Source organism: Propionicimonas sp., from assembly GCF_034927565.1.
Taxonomy (GTDB): Bacteria; Actinomycetota; Actinomycetes; order Propionibacteriales; family Propionibacteriaceae; genus Propionicimonas.
On record NZ_JAYFPT010000067.1, the window covers coordinates 1 to 19,970 of the forward strand.

Here is a 19,970-nt window from a genome sequence, read left to right on the forward strand (position 1 = left end):
ACCACCGGCGGGGGACAGCTCGCATGCCAACAGTCACACCGGTCGGCGGGGTGGTGCGACCCGGGGACGCGTCGCACCACCAGCGCCGCCGGGCGTGGCGGAGGAACTCCGGCCTGTACGTCCTGCTGGCGCCGAGCCTGGTTCTGGTTGCCGTCTTCGCCTACTACCCGGCCGGCAAAGCGGTCGTGAACGCCCTCTTCGACGGCAGCTACGGCCGGATGGGCAACTTCGTCGGCCTGGAGAACTTCGCCAGACTCGCCGGCGATCCGGTGTTCCACCAGGCCGTGGCGAACATGGCGATCTTCACCCTCGTGACCGCGCTGCTGTCGACGGTGATCCCGCTCTTCATCGCCGAGACGATCTTCTGGCTCGCCTCCGAGCGAGCCAAGAGCGTCTACCGGGTGCTGGTGATGTGGCCGGTGATCGTGCCAGGTGTGGTCACGCTGTTGATCTGGCAGTTCATCTACGACGGCGACTCCGGCATGCTCAACAGCCTTCTCGGTGCGATTGGGCTCGGTCATCTGCAGACGTCCTGGCTGGGCAACATCTCCACGGCCCTGTGGGCGGTCATCTTCACCGGGTTCCCGTGGGTGAGCGGACTCGCCGTGCTGATCTACCTCGCCGGGCTGAAAGACATCGAGAAGGAGGTCTTCGACGCCGGTGCGGTGGACGGCATCGCGGGATTCCGCCGCTTCTGGCATCTCGATCGCCCGCTGCTCAACGGCCAGATACGGCTCAACTTCATCCTGTCCGTGATCGGTGGGACGCAGGCTTTCGTTGCGCCGCTCGTCCTGACCCAGGGCGGACCAGCAAACGCCACGATGGTCCCGGGCCTGTACCTCTACCGTGCGGCGTTCATGCTCGGCCAACTCGGCTATGCCAGCGCCATCGGCGTCACCCTCTTCATCCTGATCCTTGTCCTGACCGCCCTGTTCAACACGATCCTGAGGAACCAGCGATAGTCATGAAGCGCACTCGCCTGATCGGCGACCTCGGCCGCCACACGGTACTGGTGGTCGTGCTGTTCCTGATGATCGTGCCGACGCTGTTGATGCTTGTGATCTCAGTGAAGGACACCAGCCAGTACGCCGTCAATCCGTACGGACTCACCTTTCCGTTCCACTGGGAGAACTACGCCACAGCCTTCCGGGTGATGTGGCGGTATCTGCTGAACAGCATCGTGCTGAGCGCGGTCACAGCTGTGCTGGTCACCTTCATCGGCGCGCTCAGTGCCTATGTGTTCGCCCGTTTTGACTTCCCGGGCCGCAAGACGTTGTTCTACGCCTTCATCGGTCTGATCATGATTCCGAGCGTGCTCACCCTGATCCCCCAGTTCGAGGTGGTGCGGGACCTGAAGCTCCTCAACTCGTGGTGGGCACTCGTCCTGCCCTGGGTCGCGCTCGGCCAGGTCACCGCCGTCTTCCTGATCCGGGCCTTTTTTGAGTCCCTGCCCTCAGAGGTGTTCGAGGCTGCCCGGCTGGACGGGGCCGGCGAGTTCCGGGTGTTCCTCACGATGGCCGTTCCGATGTCGAAGCCGATCCTGGCGGTGGTCGCCCTGTTCAACGTGCTCGGCACCTGGAACGACGTCATCTGGCCCCTGGTCACCCTCAATGACAAGGGCCTGTTTCCGCTGGCGCTCGGCTTGCTGCGGTTCCGCGACTCGTACTACACCGCCTGGGGGCCGCTGATGGCCGGTTACGCCATCGCGGCGATCCCGCTGTTGTTGCTGTTCATCTTCGCCAACCGGACCTTCGTGGAAGGCGCCGTTGCCATGAAGGGACGCGTCTGATGACCATCACGCCGGTTGTCCGCGATGACCTGCTCACCGTCGCCGGCCGGGCGCTGGATCCGAGCCGCTTCCCTGTCCGCCGACTCTGGGCTGCGAGGCTTCACACCGTCGGGGCGGGCTCCGTCCGGCAACCCTCGGCGCCCATGTCGCCCGGACAAACCCGCGCCGTCGAGTTCGACCTCGATCACCCGCTCTCGGTGGTGCGAGTCCGGCTGCACACCTTCGGGAGCACCGCAACGGAGGTAGTCCTTGCGCTCGTCCGGACCGGGGACGGCGAGGACACGGTCGTTGCCAGCGAACACCTCCATCCGGCCATCGACCAGGTCTGGTATGAACTGTGTCCTGCTCTGCCATCGGCCGGATGCTACGAGTTGAGGGTCACGGTGGTCTGCGGTACCGCGGCTCCCGCTGCCCCGGAGGGGGCGGACGACAACTCGATCGCTTGGCAGGCCGAGACCGTCGAGTACCTCCCGCTCGAACTGCTCGCCACCGATGACGGACTACGAGTCCACGGCGCCACCGACGCAGTCATCGGCTTCGAGCTTCCGTGGCGGTACGACGGCTACTCGGTGTCGGCGTCCGACGGAGTCGGTTTTGACACCGTGATCAGCTGTGGCGGACGCTACGTTCCCGCCCAGGAGTTCAAGCGCACGCCAACCTGGCCGTTCTCCATCGACGACACCGAGGTCGCTTTTTTGTCCGGTCCGACTGGATTCGTGGTGCGCTCGACTGCTGGCCTCAGCCTGACCGGACAGATGTTCATCGACACCATGACCGTCACGGCCCGGGCATCCGACGGCGTCATCGACTTCTCCACCACCGTCCAACGGGACGACCTGACCCAGCGGCTTCCCCGGTTCGAGGCATCCGACTGGGAGTTGGCTGAACGTCTCACCCGGTTCTATTGGGAACGCGCGCTCAGCTGGCCTTTCCGTGACTACACCGCCAGCGCCGTCGGATGGCGTCACTGGATGACCCGGGTGCTGTCCTGGACGGACACCGACGGTGCCGCCAGCCAGGCCGTCGACCTCGCTGAGACACCGCAGGACGAGGCTGGTTGGCTGTGGACCCGCACAGACTGTGAAGGCTGGCCTTTCCCCGATCCCACTCGCTACGACACTCGCCATCCCTCGGCCAGCCTCAGCTACGTGGCGGGCATGGTCACGCACTACTCCTGGACCGGCGATGACGACTGGCTCGCTACCCAACTGCCGCGCGCCCGTCGTGCGATGACGCACATCATCGACAGCTACGGTGTCCGCGAGTACGGGCTGCTGGTCAATAGCATCCCCGACCAGGACGGCCAGGCCGGCTCGCTCGGTTCCCACTACTGGGACATCGTCCCCGGTGGTCACAAGGACGCCTACGCCAACGTGCTGCTGTATGAAGCCCTTATCCAGTTGGCGCGGTTGGAACGGCACTGCGGGGAAGACGAACGAGCCGTCGACCTGGCGGGTCTTGCCGAGCGGGTCAAGCGGACCTTCGAGACCGAGTTCTGGAACGACACCGACGGCCGATTCGTCCAGAACATCGACGTCGCCGGCACCGTCCACGACTACGGAGCCACCTACCTCAACCTTGAGGCACTCGCCCTGGGCCTGGGAACCGACGAACAAGCCCGCAGAGTTCTCAACTGGCTCGACACCGGTAACTCCGAGCTCACCGACCGCGTGGTGCTCGCCTCCCCCTCCGGTGACAGCGTTCGGCTGGGGTCTGGTGTACCGGCCGAGCAGGAGTTCACCGCTGCCGGCTTCCGGTCGGTTGCCGCGCTCGTGACCGCGACTGATCCGGCGGTGGGATTCACCATGACGCTCCTCTCCAGGGACGGCACCGAACTCGCCCGGCGGCGGTTTGAGCGCTGGTGGGACCGCGGATGGGCGAGCCTGGATGTCGGCGACCAGCCTCCCGGGGACTATCGACTGCGCCTGACTGCTGACGCGGCCGGGCTGGGGTGGCAGCGCGGCAGCAACGATGACGGCATCGCGCTCAGTCTCGCCGCCGTGTCCGGGCACCATCCGGGCGCGCGTGACATCTACAGCGCGTGGCGGTTCGCGCCCCGGGCCACCACCCGACGCAACGACTTCTGGTACACCTTCGGCTGGTCGGGGGTTGAGACCAGCTACGGCGACCAGGTCCAGGACGGCGGCACCTCGCTCTACATCTCCGGCTTCGACATCGAAGCCCGCGCCCGGGTCTCACCGGACCTCGCCTGGCAGCGCCTCATTGAGGTACTCGACAGGGCCGGCGAACCTGATCTGCTGTGTGGCGGAGGCCCGCTCTGGCACGGCGAGATTCCCCAGGCCGCGCTTCCCGGCCAGGTCGGGGTGGACAACCCCTTCCCCGAGAGCGGACTGGTCCCCTTTGCCGCGCTCCCGGCGTTCCTCGGTCTCGACCCACGACCGGACGGGCTCGTGCTGCGGCCCAACCTGCCCCGGGTACTCGACCGTTTCGGGATCGCCAATGTGATCTGGCGCGGCGTGCGTCTGCGGATCGTCGCCGACCACGAATCGCTGACGGTGACGACGCCGACCTCCGTGCTGACCTGTCGGGTCGATCCCGGTTGTGCCGCCGTTCTTTGCCAAGCCGCTGACCGACTCGCGCTCCACCCTCTCTCGACCAGGAAAGGAACGCGATGAAGATCCAGGCCTTCGCAGCTATCAGCTGACTCTCAGGTGGTGGGCCTGGACGGACCGGGCCCACCACTGCGCCGATCCCGAGGACTTCTTTTGCTCACCCGACTAGCCATCTACAACCTCCGCACCAATCTGCGGTCTCATCCGCGAGAGGTGGACAGCCCCACGCCACTGTTCAGCTGGCGGCTGCGGTCCAGTGGCCACGGTGATGACCAGACCAGCTACCGGATCATCGTCCACCGCCTCACCCCTGCCGGTGACGAAGCCGCGGCGGTGTGGGACAGCGGCTGGGTCGACTCCAACCGCGTGCGGGTCCGCTACGAGGGTGATCCCCTGGTCGCCTTCACCAGCTACACCTGGACGCTGCAGATCCGCTGGAAGTTGGGCGGCCAGTCCCTCGCCCGCTCGTCGTTCGAGACCGGGGCGCTGGCCGTGCCCGACTGGCAGGCGACCTGGATTGGACGCAGTCGCGAGCACATCACCGGCATGTTCCCGCCGGGCATCCACTTCGAGCGGCCCCAGAGCATGCAGATGGCAGAAGCCGCACTGCGCGTCCGGCGCCGGTTCCGCTGCGAGGGGCACGTCGTCCGTGCCCGGCTTGTTGTCACGGCCCACGGCGTGTACCGCGCCTTCGTCAACGGCGTCCGGGTGGGCGATGACGAACTCGCACCCGGCTGGACCGACTATCGCGAGCGTGTCCAGTACCAGATCCATGACGTCACAGGGCTGGTCACCGCCGGCGAGAACATGATCGGAATGGTCGTCGGCGACGGCTGGTGGGCGGGCTGCGTGGGCTACGACGTCCGTCGCCACGCCAATCACTATGGCAGTCGTCCCCACGCCTTCGCCCAACTGGTCCTGGACCACGACGACGGCAGTCGGGCAATCCTCGGGACGGACGGCAGTTGGGAGGAGCGCCCTGGCGAGATCGTCTACAGCGACCTGCTCATGGGAGAAGCGCACGATCTCACTCTGCTCGACAGTGACTGGTGCACTGCCGGCGCAACGGCCGCAGGCTGGCGCCCCTGTGCGGTCTACGACACAGCCACCCGAACCTTGGTCGGCCAACGCGACGAGCCTGTCGGCGTTGTGCAGAGGTTGCCCGGGACCGTGATTTCGAGGGATACCCGACGCATCCTGGTCGACTTCGGCCAGAACATGGTCGGTCACGTCGCTCTTCAGCTGGAGGGGATCCAACCGCACCTCGCGATCCGCATTCGTCATGGAGAGGTGCTTGACCAAGGTGAGCTCTCCACCGAGAACCTACGCTCGGCGGAAGCCATCGATACCGTCATCCCGGACCAGGAATCGGTCCGGTTCGAGCCCTGGTTCACCTTCCACGGTTTTCGCTACGCCGAGGTCACCGGCGTGCCAGTGGAGGCCAGGGTCGTCAGCATTGACGGCGTTGTCGTCAGTTCCAGACTCCCGAACGCCGGCAGTCTGGAGACCTCATCGCCGCTGGTCCAACAACTGCTGTCGAACATCCGCTGGAGTCAGCGCGGCAACTTCCTCTCCGTCCCGACCGACTGTCCCCAGCGGGACGAGCGGTTGGGCTGGACCGCCGACGCTCAGGTCTTTGTTCCCACCGCTACTTATCTGTCGGACGTCGAAGCCTTCTTCGATCGGTGGCTGCTCGACCTGCGCGACAACCAGCTTCCCAACGGCTCGGTGCCGGACGTCGTCCCGCTGCCGCCCCCAGCAGAGATCTTCGACTACGGAGCACCGGGCTGGGGGGACGCCGCCGTGGTCATCCCCTGGCACCTCTACCGGACCTACGGCAATCGGGAGTTGCTCGCTCGGCAATACTCGTCCATGAAGGCCTGGGTCGACTATGTCACCAGCCGAAACCCGGGCGGATTGTGGTGCAACGCGCTGGGCAACAACTACGGCGACTGGCTGGCCGTCGGTGAGGAGACCCCGTCGGTGTTGGTTGCCACCGCCTATCGTGCTCGCAGTGCCGACCTGGTCAGTCGGGCGGCTGAGGCATTGGGCAGGCACGACGATGCGGCAGGGTATGCAGAACTCGCCTCCCAAGTGCGGACCGCCTTCGTCGAGGAGTTCGTCCACGAACGCCGACTCGCCCCCGAGACCCAGACCGGCTATCTGTTCGCGCTCGCCTGGGAGTTGGTTCCCCGTGAGTTCCATCCCGATTTCAGTGCCCGTCTGGCTGAGTTGATCAGGGCCAACGGCAGCCGGCTCAGCACAGGATTCCTCGGCGTCGGCCTGCTGTGCCCGGTGCTCACGGGGATCGGTGAGACTCCGCTTGCCTTCGACCTGCTCTTCCAGACCGAGTATCCGTCGTGGGGCTACTCGATTCGCCACGGTGCCACGACCATCTGGGAGCGTTGGGATGCTTGGACCGAAGATGCCGGTTTCCAGGCGGCATCGATGAACTCCTTCAATCACTACTCACTCGGCTCGGTCGGAGAATGGTTGTACAGCACGGTCGGAGGCGTAGCACAGACCGCTGGCGGCGTCGGCTTCGAGGACCTCGTCCTGGCGCCGCGCTTCGACCCTCGACTTGACTTCGTGCGTGCCGAGTACGAGGCACCCCGCGGTCGCATTCGGGTTGCCTGGCAGCGGGAGGAGAAGTCGGTTCGGGTTCAGGTCGAGATTCCACCGGGCACCTCGGCTGTGGCAGGCTTTCTGAGCGGCACGCCCAGACTGGTGTCCGGGCAGCACGAGTTCCTGCTGCCGCCAGCCATCGGAGTCGGTGGGCTGGCGGAGGCGGGTGCGGATCCCGTCACGAGTGCCGCCGGGTAGGAGGCTGGAAGCAGATGTCCCGGATTCCTGGTGGCCGTGGAGGAGCGGTGATAGCAGCCGTCGGCTCCGGGGCATCGCGGTGACCGCCCGGACGATCTCTGACCTGGCCTTCCTGGTGGCGCTGGCACTGCTGACAGTTGGCTCGGGCATGCTGGTCGGCTCCACGGGTGTGCTGCGCGCGCTGGGCCGTGCGCAGCCACAGGCGGCAGGGCGGTCGGAGGGGCAGGGTCCCCGACGCCGCCTCGCGCGCCGTCTCCTGGCTGCCGGTGGTGGCCTGCTCGCGGTGGCGGTGGTCACGGCCTGGTACGCCCAGTGACGTGATTCTGCGTCTCGATGCCCGCGCGACCGCGCATTCCGAGGTTCGGCATCATCGAGACGCAGAATCGCGTCACTGGCCGCGACCGCCGGTGCCGAATCCCGATGCCCCGTCTCTTCGCGCGCCTTCGGGCAGGTTGACCGCCGGCGGGTTCCCCGCTCCCGCGGAACTGGTCCAGCGTCCGGCCTCGCCGTGTCGGTGGACAGCGTCGGGGATGGCGAGGAGGGCCCTCCACGTTCCCGTCGGATCGTCCGGGCCGGATTCTTCGGGTTGCCGGGCGGGTCAGGCGGACGGTTGGAGTGCGGCCAGGACGCGGAGCACCTCGGGCCTGCGCGGCGCGCCAGTGATCCGTTCCCGGACGGCACCGCCCGGGTCCAGGACGAGGACGGTCGGGGTGCGCAGGATGCCGAACCGCTCGGTCAGCCCAAGGTGTTCGGTGGCGTCGAGGTCGATGTGCACCAGGCCGGGATCCTCCGCCGCCAGGCTCGCCAGCAGGGTGTGGGTGGTGCGGCAGGGGGCGCAGACTGGCGAGGAGAACTGGACGAGGGTCGCTTCCGTCCCCAGTTCTCGTCCGAGGTGGGAGGGGTGGAGCCGGGGGACGTCCTCCCGAACGGGGCGCGCCCGTCCGTCGGTGATCCGACGGTAGAGCCCGAAGGCGGCCGCTACTGCCACTGCGACCAGCGCGACGATCAGACCCGTCACGGTGAGGCCTTTCAGGTGGTGGTGGGCTGGAACCGGGCACGCAGCCGGCGGCCAAGCAGGTACAGCTCGCAGCCCAGGCAGAAGTCGAAGACCGCGTTCAGGAAGGCCGCGATCAAGGCGAACCCCAGCGCCACGTAGAACACGACCGGTGCTGTCAGCAGTCCGCCGACGAAGCCGACGGCGGCGAAGATCAGCCCGACCAGCTGGGCGAACCGGGGCGGCGCCTCCTCCTCAAGTTCGGTAGGTGGTTGCAGGCGGGGCCGGACGAGGCGACGGTAGAGCACACCCCACGGCTGGTAGGCCAGCCCGAGCAGGGCGCCGGCGGCGAAGGCCAGCAGTTGGACGGCGAGCACGGCGAGCCCGGCCGGAGTGGGGCCGAGGATGAGGGCTGCCACCAGCAGGACGACAGTGATGGCCGCGCCGAAGCGCGGTCCGCGCGGGTCGATTCCGGTGGCAGCAGGGCTGGGAGATGGCGAGGTGGGCATGGTGAGTCCTTGAGGGAAGCGCTGATGCGCCGACACTGCGGTCGGCTGGTGCTGTGGCGGGTGGGCCGGTCCGGTTCACCGCTGGTGAGGGCCGGCTCCTGGTGGAGTTGTCGGACGGGAGGTCAACGACAACAACACCGGCACAGGCAGGCGCGCCGAACCGCGATGGCGGTGGTCGGGGCCTGCTGCATGGCATGAGGCTAGCACGGTCGTCCCAGGGCTCAGGACGGCGGGTTTCATCTACCGGGCATCGCGACCGTGTGCCGGTCGCAGGATCCCGGTCCGGGACATGCTCGCCGACCACCCCGCAGGATGGGCCACGGCGTGGCCGGGAGCGGCTCCACGCACGTGCGAAGCAGGGCTCAGAAGGCGGCGCCGGGACGGTTCCGCCGCAGCAGCACGACGCTGTCCTCCAGGGTGGCAGGTTCGCCGTCGGGGGAGGCCGTCGCGCGTGTCCGGGATTCCGCGACCACCAGCTGCCAGTCGCCCGGCTGGAGGTCGAGGGCGGCAAGCTCCTCAGCAGGGGTCGGAAAGTGATGGTCGTGGGCGTGGCCGGCGGCCCAGGGCGGTGGCGCCGCGTGCGAGGTGATCAGCAGGTGGCCACCCGGTGCCACCCAGTCCGCCACCCGGCGCAGGATCACCGACCGGGGAGCGCCGGCGGAGGAGTGCAGGAAGCTCGCGGTCACCAGGTCGAACCGTCCGGGGCTGGCGAGAGTGGAGGCGTCGGCTGCCAGGAAGCGGACGCGGTCGGCAAGACCGGCCGTCTGGGCCGCCTCGGTGGCGCGGGCGATGGCGGTCTCCGAGACGTCGACGCCAGTGGCCTGCCAGCCGTGGTCGGCCAGCCACAGGACGTCTGCTCCCTCGCCGCAGCCCAGGTCGAGGGCGGTCCCCGGCGCCAGTTCGGTGGCGATATCGGCGAGCACCCGGTTGACCCGTCCCGACCAGATCCGGTCGGTGATGGCGTAGCGCTCCTCCCAGAACTGCGGGGTGGCAACCTCGGGCCAGTGGGAGTCGGCGGCCCCGGGCTGGCTCGTGGGCAGGGTCAGGATCTCGGCCCCGTCGGCGGTGATGGCGATGGTGTGCTCGGTGTGCGCGGTCCGGCAGCCGGTCGCGCTGCGCAGCGTCCAGCCGTCGTCGTCCACCACCAACTCGGCGGTGTCGGCCATCACCCAGGGCTCCAGCGCGAGCAGCAGTCCCGGACGCAGTCGATAGCCGCGACCCGGGTGGCCGGCGTTCGGGACGTGCGGATCCTGATGCATGGTCGAGCCGATGCCGTGGCCGCCGAACTGGAGGTTGACCGGATACCCCGCCTCGGTCAGGACGGCGCCGATCGCGGCGGAGATATCTCCGATCCGTGCCCCGGGCCGGGCGGCAGCGATACCGGCGGCCAGGGCGCGCTCGGTGGCGGCGATCAGCGCGACTCCCTGCGGCGGCCGGGCGTCACCCACAAGGAAGCTGATCGCCGCGTCGGCGGCGACGCCGTCCTTCACCACCGCCAGGTCGAGGGTCAGCAGGTCGCCGTCGGCCAGGGCGTAGTCCCGGGGTTTGCCGTGGAGAACGGCGTCGTTGACCGCCGTGCAGATGTAGTGCCCGAACGGCCCACGCCCGAAGGACGGCGCGTAGTCGACGTAGCAGGACTCCGCCCCGGCGGCGACGATCAGGCTCCTGGTCCACTCGTCGATCTCCAGCAGGTTCGTGCCGACGGTGGCACGACTCCTGATCGTCTGGAGGATGTCGCCCACCAGAGCGCCGCTGACGCGCGCTCGTGCCACTCCGGCCGGGTTCAGGATCTCGATCATGTGCTGTCCTCCCGGCGGCCAACCTACCCTCACCGCCGAACCATCCCACGGCTTGCCCGCGATGACGGCGTGCGGCGGGACGGGCACGGGGCGTCCCGCGTTGCCGAACTGCGGCCCGTCACTCACGGTAATACGTCACTACGCAGTGATGTATTTGAGCTACAGTGAAACTTAGGCAAGCCTAACCAAACCTGATTCAGGTTCCTTGACCGAACCCTCGAAAGGACGTCCGATGAGGATGCCCCGCATTCCCGGTGCGCTGGCGGCAGTTGTCGCAGCCACCCTCCTGACCGCCTGCTCGTCCGGTGCCCCGGCCAGTCCGGCCGCGAGCTCGGCAGCGCCCAGCACCGCTGCCACCAGCGTGACACCGTCCTCGCAGGCCTATCCGATCACCATCGAACACGCCTTCGGCGAGACCACGATCGCGGCCAAGCCGGAGCGGGTCGCCACGGTCGCCTGGGCCAACCACGAGGTGCCGCTGTCACTCGGCGTGGTGCCGGTCGGCATGGCGGCAGCGAACTTCGCCGACCCGGACGGGGACGGCCTGCTGCCCTGGGTGAAGGACAAACTGGACGAACTGGGCGCCGCCACCCCGGTGCTGTTCGACGAGAGCGACGGCATCGACTTCGAGGCGGTCGCCGACACCAAGCCGGACGTGATCCTGGCCGCCTACTCCGGGCTCACCCAGGAGGACTACGACACCCTCACCAAGATCGCCCCGACGGTGGCATTCCCCGCGACTCCGTGGACGACATCCTGGCGCGAGATGATCACGCTGAACTCCACCGGCATGGGGATGGCTGACGAGGGCAACGCACTGATCACCGAACTGGAGGGCAAGATCAGGGCCGCTGCTGACGCCAATCCGGTGCTGGCGCAGACCTCGGTGATGTTCCTCACCCACGTCGACGTCACCGACCTGTCGGTGGTGAACTTCTACACCCCCGCCGACACCCGGGTGCAGTTCTTCACCGATCTGGGGATGAAGACCCCGGCCAGCATCGCCGCCTTCCAACCCGATCCGGCCAACCCGTTCGCCGGGCAGGTCAGTGCCGAGAACGCCGACACCTTCAACGACGTCGACCTGATCGTCACCTACGGCGACCAGGCCATGATCGACACCCTCAAGGCCGATCCGCTGCTGGGCCTGATGCCCGCGATCAAGAACGACGCGGTCGTCCTGCTGGACGGCGCCAGCGCGAACGCCACCGCCGCCAACCCGACCCCGCTGCAGTTGCCCTATCTGCTGGACTGGTACGTCGGCCAGTTGGTGACCGCCGCGGAGAAGTCCAAGTAGGAGGACGTGACCGCAGTCTCAGAAGCCCTCGGGTCGGGCGTCGCCGCCGTGCGGCGCCCGACCCGAGGGCGCACCCTCTGTCTGGTGGGGCTCCTGCTCGTCCTGGCGGCGGTGATGGCCGCCTCGGTGGCGCTCGGCTCCCGTGAGGTCGGCTGGCAGGACATCATGGCGGCCTTCGGTGGCGCCGCGGACACCTTCGAACAGGCGGCGGTGGCCAAGCGGATCCCGCGCACCCTGCTTGCCGCGCTCGTCGGCGCCGCGCTCGGGCTGGCCGGTGCGGTGATGCAGGGCGTCACCCGCAACCCGCTCGCCGACCCCGGCATCCTGGGGGTGAACACCGGCGCAGCGCTGGCCGTGGCCATCGCGGTGGCGGGCTTCGGGCTGGTGACCTACACCGGCTACATCTGGACCGCCATCGCCGGGGCTGCCGCCGCTGCCGTCTTCGTCTACGCGATCGGCTCGCTGGGCAGGGGCGGGGCCACACCGCTCAAGCTTGCGCTGGCCGGAGCCGCCACCTCGGCGGCGTTGTCGTCCTTCATCACCGCCGTCGTACTGGGGCGCAACGACATCGCCAGCACGCTGCGCTCCTGGCAGATCGGTGGCGTCGGTGGCGGTTCCTTCGAGGCGATCGGGCAGGTGCTTCCGTTCCTGGCGGTCGGGATGCTGATCAGCCTGGCCTCTGCCCGGTCGTTGAACTCCCTGGCGCTCGGTGACGAACTCGCCGCCGGGCTGGGGGAGCGGGTGGCGCTGGCCCGTGCTGTCGCCGCGCTCGGCGCCGTCGTGCTGTGCGGTGCGGCAACAGCCGTCTGTGGCCCGATCGGCTTCGTCGGGCTGGTGGTTCCGCACCTGTGCCGCCTGCTGATCGGCCCCGACCACCGCTGGCTGCTGCCCTTCTCCGCGGTCGGCGGCGCCATCCTGCTGACCGGCTCCGACGTCGTGGGACGCCTGGTCGCCCGACCCTCCGAGGTGGATGTGGGCATCATCACCGCGCTGATCGGCGCGCCCTTCTTCATCTCGATCGTCCGCCGGCAGAAGGTGCGTGAGCTGTGAGTGCCGCCACCGTCGCCGCCGTCCGGCTCGGGCGGGCCCGGCAGCTGCACCGCCGCCGGCTGATCCTCACCCTGCTCGCGGCCCTCGTCGTGGTCACCTTTGCCGCCTCCCTGATGATCGGGCACACCTTCTACCCACCCGAGACGGTGCTGCAGGTGATTCTCGGCCGGGACGCTGGCGGCGCGAACTTCACCGTGGGTGAGCTCAGACTGCCGCGGGCGATCGTCGCGGTGGTGGTCGGGCTGTGCTTCGGGATGGGTGGGGTCACCTTCCAGACCATGCTGCGCAACCAGCTCGCCAGCCCCGACATCATCGGCATCACCGCCGGTGCCGGCGCCGCGGCAGCCTTCGCGATCATCGTCCTGCGGCTGAGCGACGCGCAGGTCTCGGTGTTCGCGATCGTCGCCGGGCTGGCCGTGGCGCTGCTGGTGTACCTGCTCTCCTTCCGCTCCGGCGTGCTGGGCACCAGGCTGATCCTGGTCGGCATCGGGGTGGCGGCGATGCTGGACTCGGTCACCTCCTACCTCTTGTCCCGGGCCGGGGAGTGGGACCTGCAGCAGGCGATGCGCTGGCTGGCCGGCAGCCTCAACGGCGCGACCTGGGGCGACGCCGTCACCGTGAGCATCGCCTTCGTCGCGCTGGCCCCCGTCCTGCTCGCCCAGTCGCGCAACCTGACCGCCCTGCGGCTGGGGGACGACACCGCCGGCGCGCTGGGCGTCGGGGTGGAACGCACCCGCGTCCTGCTGATCATCACGGCCGTCGGGCTGATCGCCTTCGGAACCGCCGCTGCCGGCCCGGTCGCCTTCGTCGCCTTCCTGTCCGGACCGATCGCCGCCCGGATTCTCGGACCCCGGGGTTCGCTGCTGGTCCCGGCCGGCCTGGTGGGCGCGCTGCTGGTCGCGGTGGCCGACTTCCTCGGGCAGTGGGCGCTGGGCACCCGCTTCCCGGTCGGCGTGGTCACCGGCGTCCTCGGTGCGCCGTACCTGGTCTACCTCATCGTCCGCACCAACCGCGCCGGAGGCTCGCTGTGACAGCCGACCACACTCTCACCGCCGAGCGGCTCAGCCTCGGCTACGGCGACCGCGTCGTCATCGAGGATCTCGAACTGGCCGTCCCGCCCGGACGGGTGACCGCCATCGTGGGCGCGAACGCCTGCGGCAAGTCCACCCTGCTGCGGTCGATGTCGCGGCTGCTGGCGCCCCGCGGCGGCCAGGTGGTGCTGGACGGGCAGGACGTCCACCGCATGCCTGCCCGACAGCTCGCGCGCACCCTCGGGCTGCTGCCGCAGTCGCCGATCGCGCCGGACGGCATCACGGTCGCCGACCTGGTGGGACGGGGCCGGCACCCGCACCAGGGCATCTGGTCGCGCTGGTCAGCCGCCGACGACCTTGCGGTCGCCGAGGCGCTGGAGGCGACCGACACCGTGGACCTCGCCGACCGTGCGGTCGACGAACTGTCCGGCGGCCAGCGGCAGCGGGTGTGGATCGCCATGGTGTTGGCGCAGCGCACCGACCTGCTGTTGCTCGACGAGCCCACCACCTTCCTCGACGTCACCCACCAGGTCGAGGTGCTCGACCTGCTCACCGATCTCAACCACCACCGCGGCACCACCATCGTGATGGTGCTGCACGACCTGAACCTGGCCGCCCGCTACGCAGATCACCTGGTCGCACTCGCCGACGGACGGGTGCACGCCGCCGGAATCCCGGCAGACGTGCTCTGCGAGGAGACCGTCCGGGCGGTCTTCGGGCTCGACTCCCGGGTGATCACCGATCCGGTCTCGGGCCGCCCGCTGATGCTCCCGATCGGACGCCACCATGCCGTCTGACACCGGTGGCGCGAGTTCGTCCCAGGTGATCGCCACCGCGACCGTTGACCGGGTGGAACGGATCTCCCCGAGCTTCGCCCGGGTGTGGTTCCGCGGGCCCGACCTGGCCGACTTCGGCAACCCCGGGCGGACCTTCGACCAGCGGATCAAGGTGATCCTGCCGCCACCGTCTGGCCGGTTGCCCCGGCTGAGCGCCGGCAGTGACTGGTGGACGCAGTGGCAGACCCTGCCCGAGGCTGCCCGCGGGGTGATGCGCACCTACTCGATCCGCGACATCCAGGGGGAGGGGGCGGACACCAGCATCGTGGTCGACTTCGTGCTCCACCTCGCCGAGGGCCTCGCCGGCCCAGCCTCCCGCTGGGCCAGCCTGGCGGCACCGGGGGACCGGGTGCTGCTGTTCGGGCCCCGCCGGGGTGTCATTGGCAGCGGGCTGGAGTTTCGTCCGGCCGACGCCACGACGGTCCTGCTGGCCGGGGACGAAACCGCGGCGCCGGCGATCGCCCGGATCCTGCTCGACCTGGAGCCCGGCCCCGGCGGCGCCGCCTTCATCGAGGTGCCGACCGCGTCGGACGCATTGCCGCTGCCGGCGCCACCGGGGTTTGAGGTCCGCTGGCTGCCCCGCAACGGCAGCAGCTATGGCGCCCGGCTGATCCCGGCGGTGCTGGAGCAGTTGGGTGTCCGGCAGCACGGTGCTGTCCAGGACGCCGCGACGGAGTTCCCGGTCTGGGAGACACCCAGCTACTCCAGCCTGGGTGAGGAACTCTCCGGCGCCGATGGTCGTCCCGGCCTCTACGCCTGGATCGCCGGCGAGAGCGGCGTGGTGACCACCCTGCGACGGCACCTGGTGCGCGACCTCGGTCTGGCTCGCAGCCAGGTCGCCTTCATGGGCTACTGGCGGATCGGGCGAGCCGGCTCCTGAGGATTGCCCTCGTCAGGGCCCCGTGGTCCGGCGCTGTCCGGGTCCCTCCGCCATCGTCTCAGCGCCCGGATATTCCTGTACATCAGATTTTGGCAACGCTACGCTTTCCAAAGTGGGCTAAGGCAAGCCTTACCTAAATCAGATGAAGTCGAGGAAGAGGAAAGCATGGACGTGACCGCTTCGCGGTTCGACCCGGCACCCGCTCAGGGGCACGGCCGGGTCGCGACAGGGCCGGGCAGTGCCCGTGCCGGGGGACAGGCAGGACGCGCCGTGCGCGGCGTCCGCGGGATCGGCACTGGCGTGCTGGCCGCCGCCATCGGGTTGTCGGGGCTGGCCGCTGCGCCCGCGCAGGCGGACACCGGCAGTTCGGGCGCAGCGAGCGCAACCGTTGCCGACACCGTTGTGACCGGTACGTCGATCCACCTGGAAGGGTCCGGTTGGGTGCATCCAACCGATGGTGGCTCGGTGATCGGTGTCAAGCTGGACAGCCAGAGCATCGAGCCGGTCGCCGGGCCGGTGACCAATCCGGCAACCGGGGATCCGGCGACTGGTCTGGGCATCTGGGCGGCGATCGGGGCCGAGGAGGACGGCAGCTTCTCCGTCGATCTCGACTTCCCGACCCCGGCTACCACCAAGCCTGCGATCGGCGAGGCCGATTGGGCGGTCGGCACCACCCACACCCTGCGACTGCTGACCGGCTCGATGAAGAACGGTGACACGCCGCGGTCGGTCATGCTGACCTTCCAGGTGGTTGCGGCGCCTGTCGAGCCAACCGCCACCGCCACCGCGACCACGACCGCCACCGGTGCGAACGCCGGCCAGGTCAGCGTCGCGGTCAGCGGCGCCGGCTTCACCGAGGGCGAGAAGCTCACCGTCAGTCGCGACGGCACCCCGCTGCAGTGGACGTCGGGGCGTCCGGCCACCAGCTACAGCGAGTACACCGTTGGTGCCGCCGGCACGCTGTCGGCGAACGTGGTCTTCGCCCCGGGCGTGCTCCGGGCCGGGCCGCTCACCTTGACCATCACCCGCAGCAGCGACGGCGCCGCGCCGGTCGAGGTGTCCGCGGCGGTCAACCCCGGCGTCTCCTTCGGTGGTGGCAGCACCCAGGGTGCCTCCGGCACTCTGACGCTGGTTGCGCTGCCGGCCGATGCCGTCGTCTCCACCGTGAAGGTCGGTGACGACACGGTCGCTGCCGGGCTCACCGCCGACAGCGCAGGACTCGCCACCGGCGACTACACCATCCCCTCCGACGCGGCGCTCGGCACTGTCCCGGTCGTGGTCTCCCAGACCGCCCCGGTGGCAGCGACCTACACCAGCTCGGTGAAGGTCTCGCCCGACCCGACGACCTTCGGCACCGACGGTTTCACCATCACCGAGACCGCCGACGGGGCCATTGAGCAGGGCCTCTACCAGTCCGCCTACAGCGCCGCCTCCGACTCGCTGTTCGTCACCACCGCCAATGTCACCACGACGTCCACGATCTACAAGCTCGATCCGCAGACCCTGGCGGTGAGGGCGAGTGTCGTCCCGGCGTACGTGAGCGGGACGAGCGGGGCGATCTGGGCCGCCTACGGCATCGGTGTGGACGACGTCAACGGCAATGTCTGGGTGACCAACACCCGGCAGAACACCGTGGCCGTCTACCGGCAGAGCGACCTCTCGCTGGTCAAGCAGTTCGAGTCCGGCGCCGTCACCCACTCCCGCGACGTGGTCTACGACGCCGCCCACGACCGGGTCTACGTCAGCTCCGCCAACGAGGGCCAGTCGGGCGACGGCTACATCGCCGTCTTCGACGCCAAGACGCTGGAGCAGTTGCCCAACGTTGCGGTGCACCCGCGCAGCGAGTTCAATCCGGTGAGCCTGTTCCTGGACAAGCAGTCGGGCAAGCTGTGGACGGTCAGCCTGTTCCACGACAAGGCACTCTGGGTCGACACCAACGACCCGGAGTTGCCCGACACCATCCTCACCCTGCCCGGCCTGGACGTCGGCGGACGCGGCGCCTCCGGCGTCGCCTACGACGCCGGGACGAACCGGCTGTTCGTCGCCAGCCAGAACAACGACGAACTGCTGGTCGCCGACGCCTCCACCGGTGCCACGATCAAGGAGGTGCCGACCGGCGCCGGGGCGCTGAACGTCGATCTCGACCCGGTGAACCGGCTCGCCTACGTGACGAACCTGAGTAGCGCGTCGGTGACGGTGACCGACTTCGACGGCACGAAGATCGCCAACCTGCCCATCAGCAAGTCGAACCACGTGTCGGTGGACGGCCTGGGCAACGCCTACGTGGTCAACAAGGACGCCGGCAACAAGGTCTACCGGATCACGCCCAAGGCCGCACCCGAACCCGAACCCGTGCTGACCGCCGCCACCCCGACAGTGTCCGGCAAGGCGCAGGTTGGTCAGAAGCTGACCGCTGTCGCCGGCAGCTGGGGCCCGGCTCCGGTGTCGTTGGCCTACCAGTGGTTGCGGAACGGCAAGGAGATCACCACGGCGACGGCGAGCAGCTACGTCCTGACGGCCGCTGACCTGGGCGCCCGGATCGCCGTCGAGGTGACCGGCAGCAAGGCCGGCTACCCGTCGGTGACGAAGGCCTCCGCGACGACGGCGGCAGTCACCGCCGCCGCGGCCCCGGTGGCCAAGGTCAAACCGTCGATCAGCGGGACGCCGGCAGTGGGCAAGACCCTGACTGCCAAGCCCGGTTCCTGGTCGCTGGCCGGCCTCACCTTCTCCTATCAGTGGCTGCGGGACGGCAAGGCGATCAGCGGTGCCACCAAGCCGGGCTACACGGTGGTCAGCGCCGATGTCCGCGCGAAACTGGCGGTGCGGGTGAGTGCGGTCCGCGCCGGGTACGCCACCGGTACCGCCACCTCGGCGACCGTGGTTGCAGGCAAGGCGCTCACCGCCACGCCGACCCCCAAGGTCTCCGGAACCGCCAAGGTCGGCAAGACCCTGAAGCTGAAGGCGGGCAGCTGGAAGCCGTCCAAGGTCACTCTGGCCTACCAGTGGCTGCGCGACGGCGCCGCGATCAAGGGTGCCACCAAGGCGAGCTACAAGCTGGTCAGGGCCGATGCCGGGCACCAGGTCTCCGTCCGGGTGACCGGGTCGAAGTCCGGGTATGCCAGCGTCGCGAAGGTGTCGAAGGCCAAGGCGGTGGCGAAGTACGCCGCGACGGTGAAGCTGACCGTGCCCTCGACGGTGAAGCGTTCGAAGCAGGCCAGGGTGACTGTCACGGTCACCGCTGCCGTCTCGAAGCCGACCGGCACCGTCAAGGTGTCGGTGAACGGCAAGACCGTGACCGCGACCCTGACGGCGGCGAGCAAGGGCAAGGTCACCGTGATCCTGCCCAAGCTGACCAAGAAGGGCAGCTACCCGGTCAAGGCGAGCTTCGCGCCGTCTGGTGACACCAGGAAGACCACCGCGAAGTCGGCCACCGTGAGCAAGAAGCTCAAGGTCGTCTGAGCGGGGAACCCCTCTCTCCGGTCACGGGGCCGTCGGACGTCGTCCGGCGGCCCCGTGTCGTCCCCCGGCGTGGCCAGTCAGTACACTCGCGTGCATCCCGTCCGAGGTCAGCGTGGAGGAGGCCGGTCGCGTGCAAGGCTCCCTGGGCTCTGCCCGTGCCCGCCGGACGCTGGCGATGCTGCGGCGCCGGATCACGTCGGGGGAGTGGCCGATCAACTCCCGGATCCCCACCGAGGCAGAGCTGATGGAGCTGCTGGGCGTCGGCAAGACCACGGTGCGCGAGGCGGTCCGGTCGCTGGCCAGCGTGGGGATGCTCGAGACCCTGCCTGGCCGGGGCACCTTCGTCCGCTCGCGGACGCCGGTCAACGCGCTGCTCGGCGACGTGCTGGCCGAGCAGGGCGTGGACGACCTGCTGGTGCTGCGCCGCGCGCTGGAGGTCGAGGCCGCCCAGCGCGCCGCCGTCCACCGCACCGACGAGCAACTGGCTGCCCTGCAGGCTTCACACGAGGGCGATCTGCACAAGGAGTTGGACCGTCCCGGCCAGGTCGAACGGGGGCGGACCCCCGGCCAGTTCCACTTCCTGATCCTGGAGGCCAGCCAGAGCGCGCTGCTGGTGAGTCTCTACGCGGTGGTGATGGCAGCGCTGCGCAAGGCGATCGCCAGCGGCTCGGTGGTCGACGGCGCGTCCGAGGAACTCCGGCGCGCCGACCACCAGACGCTGCTGGAGGCGATCGCGGACCGCGACCCGCTCCGCGCCGGCACGGCCATGGCCGAGCACGCCGATCGCGATCTGGTGGCCGGCACCCGGGCGGACGCTGCCACCTCCTGAGTTCTCCCGTTTCCGCCGGTGCGAGCCGGTGGCCCTGCCGTCGTGCGCCCGAGCGGTGAGACGGACTTGCCTCCGAGAAATACGTGAATCTATTCTTGCGA

Annotated in this window: 15 protein-coding genes; 12 read left to right on the plus strand and 3 right to left on the minus strand. The window is 69.1% G+C overall.

Going from position 1 to position 19,970, the window contains the following annotated elements:
* The first annotated feature begins 23 nt into the window (after window positions 1-23).
* The 5 genes from VB080_RS12125 (at window position 24) to VB080_RS12145 (ending at window position 7,501) form a co-directional block, all read left to right on the plus strand.
* Window positions 24-962 carry a sugar ABC transporter permease gene (locus VB080_RS12125; protein WP_323418714.1) on the plus strand — a complete coding sequence of 313 codons (939 nt, stop codon included), beginning with the start codon at window positions 24-26 and terminating at the stop codon, window positions 960-962.
* Window positions 963-964: 2 nt separating this feature from the next.
* Window positions 965-1,789 carry a carbohydrate ABC transporter permease gene (locus tag VB080_RS12130; RefSeq protein ID WP_323418715.1) on the plus strand — a complete coding sequence of 275 codons (825 nt, stop codon included), beginning with the start codon at window positions 965-967 and terminating at the stop codon, window positions 1,787-1,789.
* A complete protein-coding gene (locus VB080_RS12135; protein ID WP_323418716.1) occupies window positions 1,789-4,425 on the plus strand; it encodes a glycosyl hydrolase family 65 protein in 2,637 nt (878 codons plus the stop codon). The genes VB080_RS12130 and VB080_RS12135 overlap by 1 nt, the downstream gene beginning before the upstream one ends.
* A gap of 150 nt (window positions 4,426-4,575) precedes the next feature.
* Window positions 4,576-7,185 carry an alpha-L-rhamnosidase gene (locus tag VB080_RS12140; RefSeq protein ID WP_323418717.1) on the plus strand — a complete coding sequence of 870 codons (2,610 nt, stop codon included), beginning with the start codon at window positions 4,576-4,578 and terminating at the stop codon, window positions 7,183-7,185.
* A 79-nt stretch (window positions 7,186-7,264) separates the two neighbouring features.
* On the plus strand, window positions 7,265-7,501 hold the full coding sequence (locus VB080_RS12145; RefSeq protein ID WP_323418718.1) for a hypothetical protein: 237 nt from the start codon (window positions 7,265-7,267) through the stop codon (window positions 7,499-7,501).
* Between the two features lie 282 nt (window positions 7,502-7,783).
* Here VB080_RS12145 and VB080_RS12150 read toward each other — a convergent pair whose 3' ends face one another.
* The 3 genes from VB080_RS12150 to map all read right to left on the minus strand — a co-directional run bounded on the left by VB080_RS12150 (window position 7,784) and on the right by map (window position 10,487).
* Window positions 7,784-8,203, minus strand: coding sequence for a thioredoxin family protein (locus VB080_RS12150; protein WP_323418719.1), 420 nt, complete (start codon window positions 8,201-8,203; stop codon window positions 7,784-7,786).
* Between the two features lie 11 nt (window positions 8,204-8,214).
* The gene (locus tag VB080_RS12155; protein WP_323418720.1) at window positions 8,215-8,688 is read right to left on the minus strand and encodes a DUF4395 domain-containing protein; all 474 of its coding nucleotides are present in this window, start codon (window positions 8,686-8,688) and stop codon (window positions 8,215-8,217) included.
* Window positions 8,689-9,050: 362 nt separating this feature from the next.
* Window positions 9,051-10,487, minus strand: coding sequence for a type I methionyl aminopeptidase (gene map, locus VB080_RS12160; protein WP_323418721.1), 1,437 nt, complete (start codon window positions 10,485-10,487; stop codon window positions 9,051-9,053).
* Between the two features lie 232 nt (window positions 10,488-10,719).
* Here map and VB080_RS12165 point away from each other — a divergent pair, with 232 nt between their 5' ends.
* From VB080_RS12165 to VB080_RS12195, 7 genes are all read left to right on the plus strand, one after another.
* On the plus strand, window positions 10,720-11,784 hold the full coding sequence (locus VB080_RS12165; protein WP_323418722.1) for an iron-siderophore ABC transporter substrate-binding protein: 1,065 nt from the start codon (window positions 10,720-10,722) through the stop codon (window positions 11,782-11,784).
* An 84-nt stretch (window positions 11,785-11,868) separates the two neighbouring features.
* Window positions 11,869-12,834 carry an iron ABC transporter permease gene (locus VB080_RS12170; RefSeq protein WP_323418723.1) on the plus strand — a complete coding sequence of 322 codons (966 nt, stop codon included), beginning with the start codon at window positions 11,869-11,871 and terminating at the stop codon, window positions 12,832-12,834.
* Entirely contained in the window at window positions 12,831-13,865 is a 1,035-nt protein-coding gene (locus VB080_RS12175; RefSeq protein WP_323418724.1) for a FecCD family ABC transporter permease, read from the plus strand. Before VB080_RS12170 ends, VB080_RS12175 begins: the two co-directional genes overlap by 4 nt.
* Window positions 13,862-14,662: an ABC transporter ATP-binding protein gene (locus tag VB080_RS12180; RefSeq protein WP_323418725.1), complete on the plus strand. Its 801-nt coding sequence runs from the start codon at window positions 13,862-13,864 to the stop codon at window positions 14,660-14,662. Before VB080_RS12175 ends, VB080_RS12180 begins: the two co-directional genes overlap by 4 nt.
* Entirely contained in the window at window positions 14,652-15,581 is a 930-nt protein-coding gene (locus VB080_RS12185) for a siderophore-interacting protein (protein ID WP_323418726.1), read from the plus strand. Before VB080_RS12180 ends, VB080_RS12185 begins: the two co-directional genes overlap by 11 nt.
* 165 nt (window positions 15,582-15,746) lie before the next feature.
* Window positions 15,747-19,040, plus strand: a complete 3,294-nt coding sequence (locus tag VB080_RS12190) for an Ig-like domain repeat protein (protein ID WP_323418727.1) — start codon at window positions 15,747-15,749, stop codon at window positions 19,038-19,040.
* A 130-nt stretch (window positions 19,041-19,170) separates the two neighbouring features.
* Window positions 19,171-19,869 carry a FadR/GntR family transcriptional regulator gene (locus VB080_RS12195; RefSeq protein WP_323418728.1) on the plus strand — a complete coding sequence of 233 codons (699 nt, stop codon included), beginning with the start codon at window positions 19,171-19,173 and terminating at the stop codon, window positions 19,867-19,869.
* Window positions 19,870-19,970 lie beyond the last annotated feature (101 nt).